We start from the raw sequence: 5,998 nt of genomic DNA, 5'->3' as shown, positions 1-5,998 counted from the left end.
AATATATATCTTATTACAACAATTATCGTATAAAACAAAAACTGGGAGGAATGTCACCGGTTGAATACCGGATCAATTCCTCCCAGAAAATAGCATAACCATCTTCCAATTTTAGGGGTTCAGGTCAAGTCTTTTTTTATTTATTTGGCGTTAGCCTTCATACTGTTCATCATTTGATTTAACTTCTTAGCTGAAGGTTTTTGACCCATTTGTAGCATCATTGCTCTTAATTGATCCTTGTTAATTGGGGGATTATCTTTAAGATATTTTTCCATGTACTTACGTGCCATGAAGAATCCACCGATCAAACCTACGATTAAAGCTAAAAGAATTAGGATAATCCATAAGAATGTTGACATAATTCTTCCTCCTCCCGTTAGTTACTATTATTAATTTTACACAACTTAATTATTAAATTCAAAAAAAGTTTTAATCGTCACGTAAACCTTTTTTACGTTGAACTTCCTTAACCTTTTCTGGTGTAACTTCTTTACCTTCTTTATTGAAAACTTGAACCATTTCAATTTGGCTTCTCATGTTTTCTTTAAAGCGTTTTAGGTATTGTTTTCTAAGGTCAGCTCTTTCAGCTTCTTCTTCCTTAGTCAATCCACTTTCCTTAGCTTTGTGTGCTAATTCATTAATACGTGGAATAAGTTTCTTTAAAATTGGATCTTCTGCTTCTGACATTTAATTATCTCCTTTGCGAACATTTGTTTTTATTTTCCCGTTATGCTATATTAAAGCTATTATATTACAAGAAACGGGGTATTTATGTGACTTTTTCAAAAGAAGAAAAGACTTCTAAACAATTAGCTATTTTAGAATTTATCTGGAAAAGAATCAATAGCCAAGGCTATCCTCCTACAGTAAGAGAAATAGGTGAAGCCGTTAATCTTTCATCCACATCAACCGTCCATGGTCATTTAAGTCGCCTTGAAAAGAAGGGGTTTATCGTTAAAAACCCTGCTAAACCAAGAGCACTTGAAATCACCGAAGATGGTCTTAAGAAAATTGGTGTTAATACACACCCTGGTGAAATCCCTGTTTTAGGTACCGTTGCTGCTGGTGAACCAATCCTAGCGGTTGAAGATACATCCGAATACTTCTCAATGCCTGACCAATACGAAAACTCAGATGATGTTTTCATGTTAGTCATTCAAGGTGAAAGTATGATCAACATCGGTATTTTAAACGGTGATAAAGTCATCGTTAAAAAGCAATCAACTGCTGAAAATGGTGATATCGTTATTGCAATGACTGATGAAAACGAAGTCACTTGCAAACGATTCTTCAAGGAATCTGATCACTATCGTTTACAACCTGAAAACGATAACTTAGCTCCAATCATATTGAATCAAGTATCAATCGTTGGTAAGGTTGTCGGATTATACCGTGACAGTATTTTTTAAAATACCTCACCTTCGTAGTGATATTCAGGCATTTCTTTGAAATCAAACTTTTCAACATCGGATACCTTTGTTAGATATGACTTAGATCCGTTTGATAACATCAAGTTAACAATCGCATCTTTTTCATGGAATAAAACAACTGGTTTATCAATTGCATAAGCGTACCCAATTTCGAAAGCTGTACCGCTGTCAACATTGTCGTCTACAAAGTCGATAATCGCGATAACGGCATCAGCTTTTTTTATTTCATCCACATCAAGTTGGAAAACATCTTTAGACCATTGGCTACTACCAATTTCTGCCCCGTCATTTACATTTGAGTTTCTTGGGCTAAAGTATTCTGAAACCGAAGGATTGTTATCCAATGCCTTTTCAATTCTTTGAATACGGTCAATTTGCTCATCATCAAAAAATGGTCCTGCTAAATATAATTTCATGTCAGTCTCCTACTTTCTTCCATAAATTCTTTGGTGGTCTTTTACCCCTTCAAGGAAAAATTCCGCCTTATCATTACTAGTATCCAACTTGATATCACCATCAGCGATTGGAATCCAGTTAGTAAAGATTTCTTCGTATTCTTCAACAGAAACTTGTTTTCTTGACTTCAAAGCATCATCTAATGACTTGGCTAATTCATCGTTTCTGAAGTTATCCTTTAGTTTCATTGGGAAGAATTCACCCTGTGCACCTGAACCATAACTGAATAACGCAATACGATCACCAGATTGTAAATCATCTGAGTTATTAATTAATGATAGGAAGTTCAAGTACAATGAACCGGTGTATAGGTTACCAACATTTTCGTTGTAGATTCGACCTAGTTCGAATTCTTTCTTCAAGTTAGCTTGTTGTTCTTCATCGGCTTCATCAATGATTGATCTTAGTGCCTTAATCCCCATCTTTGGATAAGGTAAATGGAATGTCATTGCCTTAAAATCAGAAATGGTTTGACCAGTGATTTCCTTATATTCATCCCATGTCTTCTTGAAGAAATCAACGTAAACATCGTTTGAATAATGACCATCAACAACGGCTTCTGTTCTGTACAATGGTCTCCAGAAGTCCATTACATCATCAGAATAGAATGTGCTTGGGCTATCGAATTCGGCAATTGAAGGATTGGCAGAAATTACCATGGCAACGGCACCCCCACCTTGAGTAACTTCACCAGGTGTCCTAATACCGTATCTAGCAATATCGGCACCAATTACTAGGGCTTGTCTTTCAGGATGGTTTTGCACATATTCTTTGGCCATTTGAAGACCAGCGGTTGCACCATAACAAGCTTGCTTGATTTCAAAAGCACGAGCTCGACGGTTTAAACCTAACATGTTTTGTAAGTAAATAGCGGCAGATTTGGAGTTATCTACCCCTGTTTCTGTTCCAAAAATAATTAAATCAATTTTTTTACGATTATCATCATCAATAATCTTGTTACAAGCATTTGCTGCCATTGTGACAACATCTTGGGTATTTGGAATTACAGCTTGTTTCTTTTGGCCAATTCCAATCAAATACTTGTTTGGGTCTTCGTTTCTAGCGTTAGCTAGATCGACCATATCTAAATACATATCTGATGAGTAAAAACTCATCTTGTCAATTCCAACATTCATAATGATAATCCACACTTTCATATAAATATTATTTTAATTGTACTATGAAACAACATTCTTCACAAAAGAAATAACAAAAAGGCGCACCGTTAAGTGCGTCTTTTTATTTTTCAAATTGCTTCTTTGCCTTTAAGAATGCATCAGCATAGTAGTAAGTTTTTTGGTAGGTTTGTTCACCTGTGTATTGGTTAGGATATTCACCCCAGATTGAGAATGCCGCTCCAATATTGTTCTTGCTCTTAGCAAGATTCTTCTTGGATTGGTCATTCCACATGCTCATCTTCCACTTCTTAAATTCGCTAGTCCAAATCTTCTTGGATTCTTTTGTGAATGAAGTAGGATCTGTAATCATGTATAGGTAGTAATTATTGTAGTTGATTGTCTTAAATCCGGCCTTGTTTAGTTCAGGCAAAGTGGCACGCATTCTGATGTTATCCTTACGGTCCTTACTTGAACTAACCTCACCAGTTAAACTCCAGTAATTAATCAAAATATCCTTGTGATACTTGTTTAAAACAGCTTTATGGAAACTATCATTCCACATTTCAAGTTTTAAATTATGTTGTTTAACGTAATCATCAATTGCATTAATGTATTTAACAGCAGCATTTTGATCACTACGATTATTGATGGTGATTTCATCGGCACCAACAATAATGTGGTATCCCTTTGGTAATAATCCAACGTATTCACTCAAAAGTTTCTTAGAAAAATCTAGAGTCACCTTCTTGTGGTAGTACATTTCGTTATAACCATCTTTGTTATCCAATTGTTTAGCTAACTTCTTACCAGCAGATGTGTATGAAAGAAGTTTAATGATTGATTGATCATGACCAGGAAGGTCAATTTCTGGAATAACTTCAATACCATTCATGTAACCATATTGAATGATATCTAATAATTGATCCTTGGTTAAAAACGCTCTCTTAGTCTTTTTGTTGTAGTAAACACCATTTTTTTCGTATGAGTTCTTAACGGTTTGACCCAAAGTAGAACTTTCAACACCATATCTTTCATTATCATTTAAGTGAAGTTGAAGATATGTACCGTGATCTTTTTTAAGTAAATTAATGTACTTCTTGATTGTTGATGGTGCGTAGTATGTTCTTGAACAATCCAATGACAAGCCAATGCGTTTGGTATTGTTATTAGTTGCTGCTAGGGTCTTTTTAGAAAGTGAACCCATTTGAACAAAAATCAAAATTAGAGCAAGGACTGCTCCTAGGATTAAATATCTTTTTTTCGGCATAATCACCACTCTTTTCTTTGCGATTATTATATTTTTTAGTATAGCATTAAAATTTCATAAATCTATCTATTTTCATATTTTGTAATCATTATGAAATAGTTACATGTTAATAATAATGTTTTAATCTTAAATCTAATTTAAATAGAAGATATATAGTTTAAATTGAAATACCTAAATAAAAAGCCCCCTACTATCTGTATAGTAAGGTGCTTTTTATTTTACATTTATGATCATGAAAGTATCAAAAGGAGAGTACAGGTATCGAGACCTATTTTTTATAAAACACAGTAACAACAGCATTCACATAGATTTAACATACACATATTTTTAAAATGACGTAGTTTTTGACGTAGTTTTAAAAATGGGGACGGTTATACATAATAGAATATACATATAATGGTAGAAACAAAAAAGCCTAGCAATCAAAATGACTGCTAGGCTTTTTATTATTCAACTTTCTTTACCCAGTCCTTATACGATGAAACATAGCCGACTGCGGTTTTAATTCTGTATCTATTGCCATCTTTGACAACAGTTCCGTAGAATTGTGAACCTTTGCCCCAGCGGACTCTGCGTTGGCTCGATAACTTTTGATCGTGGTATACATTCACGCCAGTTTCAGAATAGAATAAGCGTCCATCAGTAACGAATGCACTTGCCTTATTTGCAGGCGTTGCTGGTTTTACAACGCTGGTAAATCTTTCGCCGGTCAATGTTCCGTCAAAATCGTAAGACGCATCAACGTGCAAACCTTTGTAATTATCAGTAAATTGCCAAGCGTTGGAGTTATCTACGCCGGGTTGAGATGAACCATAACTAGCTACCCAAATATTTTTATCGGATAGTCTAGCATATGCAATCTTACCGCTGTTAAACCACGATGCACTACCGTAAACCACACGACACTTGTATCCATTTGCTTTAACAATCGATAAAAAGGTGTTGATTTGTGAAGTAATGTCACCATACAAAGATGGGTCTTCAACGTCAATTGCTAATGGTGTAGATGCATCCATCCCAAAAGCTTTAACCCATTTAATGAAGTAGTTAGCTTCAGCGGTTGGTGAACCTTGGTAATAGTGGTATAAACCGACCGTCTTAAATGTTTTTAAGCCATTCCCAACTTGATTACCTGATTTGGGGTTTAAATATGTTGTACCGTCAGTTAGCTTAACCATTAAACCGTTAATTCCATTAGACTTTAATTGATTCATGAAAGCTAAGCTATCTGATTGATAACTTGAAATATCAGAAATTGTTTTCCAAGCCATATTATTCACCTTCTTTAGTGTTTTGTTGTTGTTCTTGTTGTTGATCTATTTGTTGTTCTGCTTGTTCATTTTGAATAACTGATTTATCTTCAAATGCATCTGCATTAGGTGTTAATGCGTTTAATTCATCTTTTGTTAAATCTTCTGGAGCAGGGGTTGCGATAGGTTGCTTATCATTTAAGTAACCGTGTTGCTTCATGTATTGGTAAGCAGTTTCAACCACTGCATATAAATCATTACGCTTGACGTTAATCTTGTGTTCAGTTAAGAAAGCATACAACTTATCAACTGCTTTTTCTCTTCTATCTGAATTTGCTAAACCAACTTCATTAGCAATTGGTGCAACAATTTCTTTTGCTTCTTCCAAAATGTAAGCTGAACGACTAGCTAAATGATTTAGTTTTGTGTTCTTTGCTAATGATTTGAAATATGGTGTAAGCATGCTAACTACATAAA

At 34.7% G+C, this 5,998-nt stretch carries 9 protein-coding genes; 2 read left to right on the top strand and 7 right to left on the bottom strand.

The annotated features are described in order from the left end of the window. The first annotated feature begins 5 nt into the window (after positions 1 to 5). Complete coding sequence (locus OEZ61_RS08280) at positions 6 to 98, top strand: IS3 family transposase (RefSeq protein WP_080719905.1); 93 nt, start codon at positions 6 to 8, stop codon at positions 96 to 98. Between the two features lie 42 nt (positions 99 to 140). Here OEZ61_RS08280 and OEZ61_RS07745 read toward each other — a convergent pair whose 3' ends face one another. Then, positions 141 to 359, bottom strand: a complete 219-nt coding sequence (locus OEZ61_RS07745; RefSeq protein ID WP_034531707.1) for a YneF family protein — start codon at positions 357 to 359, stop codon at positions 141 to 143. A gap of 70 nt (positions 360 to 429) precedes the next feature. After that, positions 430 to 687, bottom strand: coding sequence for a DUF896 domain-containing protein (locus OEZ61_RS07740; protein ID WP_034531709.1), 258 nt, complete (start codon positions 685 to 687; stop codon positions 430 to 432). Positions 688 to 773: 86 nt separating this feature from the next. On the opposite strand from OEZ61_RS07740, the gene lexA reads away from it, so the two are divergent. After that, on the top strand, positions 774 to 1,409 hold the full coding sequence (gene lexA / locus OEZ61_RS07735) for a transcriptional repressor LexA (protein ID WP_290047316.1): 636 nt from the start codon (positions 774 to 776) through the stop codon (positions 1,407 to 1,409). On the opposite strand, the gene OEZ61_RS07730 is transcribed toward lexA, so the two are convergent. The 5 genes from OEZ61_RS07730 to OEZ61_RS07710 all read right to left on the bottom strand — a co-directional run. Then, positions 1,406 to 1,846 carry a nucleoside 2-deoxyribosyltransferase gene (locus OEZ61_RS07730; RefSeq protein ID WP_290047314.1) on the bottom strand — a complete coding sequence of 147 codons (441 nt, stop codon included), beginning with the start codon at positions 1,844 to 1,846 and terminating at the stop codon, positions 1,406 to 1,408. The two genes, lexA and OEZ61_RS07730, sit on opposite strands and share 4 nt — an antisense overlap. A gap of 9 nt (positions 1,847 to 1,855) precedes the next feature. Next, positions 1,856 to 3,022, bottom strand: coding sequence for a hydroxymethylglutaryl-CoA synthase (locus tag OEZ61_RS07725; protein ID WP_290047312.1), 1,167 nt, complete (start codon positions 3,020 to 3,022; stop codon positions 1,856 to 1,858). Between the two features lie 103 nt (positions 3,023 to 3,125). Beyond that, on the bottom strand, positions 3,126 to 4,271 hold the full coding sequence (locus OEZ61_RS07720) for a family 20 glycosylhydrolase (RefSeq protein ID WP_041152368.1): 1,146 nt from the start codon (positions 4,269 to 4,271) through the stop codon (positions 3,126 to 3,128). Positions 4,272 to 4,717: 446 nt separating this feature from the next. Continuing rightward, entirely contained in the window at positions 4,718 to 5,542 is an 825-nt protein-coding gene (locus tag OEZ61_RS07715; RefSeq protein WP_290047310.1) for a GH25 family lysozyme, read from the bottom strand. A gap of 1 nt (position 5,543) precedes the next feature. Beyond that, positions 5,544 to 5,998, bottom strand: a 455-nt coding sequence (locus OEZ61_RS07710; RefSeq protein ID WP_290047309.1) for a hypothetical protein, incomplete at its 5' end; no start/stop codon positions are given.

The organism is Apilactobacillus sp. EABW-1NA, from assembly GCF_030398685.1.
GTDB classification, from domain to species: domain Bacteria; phylum Bacillota; class Bacilli; order Lactobacillales; family Lactobacillaceae; genus Apilactobacillus; species Apilactobacillus waqarii.
Note: the sequence above shows the minus strand (reverse complement) of the source record. Positions and strands in the feature narration are given on the sequence as shown.

Bases quoted from the DNA above. Each gene is read 5' to 3' on its own strand.
- OEZ61_RS07745 (WP_034531707.1), bottom strand. From the start codon at position 359: ATGTCAACATTCTTATGGATTATCCTAATTCTTTTAGCTTTAATCGTA.
- OEZ61_RS07740 (WP_034531709.1), bottom strand. From the start codon at position 687: ATGTCAGAAGCAGAAGATCCAATTTTAAAGAAACTTATTCCACGTATT.
- OEZ61_RS07730 (WP_290047314.1), bottom strand. From the start codon at position 1,846: ATGAAATTATATTTAGCAGGACCATTTTTTGATGATGAGCAAATTGAC.
- OEZ61_RS07725 (WP_290047312.1), bottom strand. From the start codon at position 3,022: ATGAATGTTGGAATTGACAAGATGAGTTTTTACTCATCAGATATGTAT.
- OEZ61_RS07720 (WP_041152368.1), bottom strand. From the start codon at position 4,271: ATGCCGAAAAAAAGATATTTAATCCTAGGAGCAGTCCTTGCTCTAATT.
- OEZ61_RS07715 (WP_290047310.1), bottom strand. From the start codon at position 5,542: ATGGCTTGGAAAACAATTTCTGATATTTCAAGTTATCAATCAGATAGC.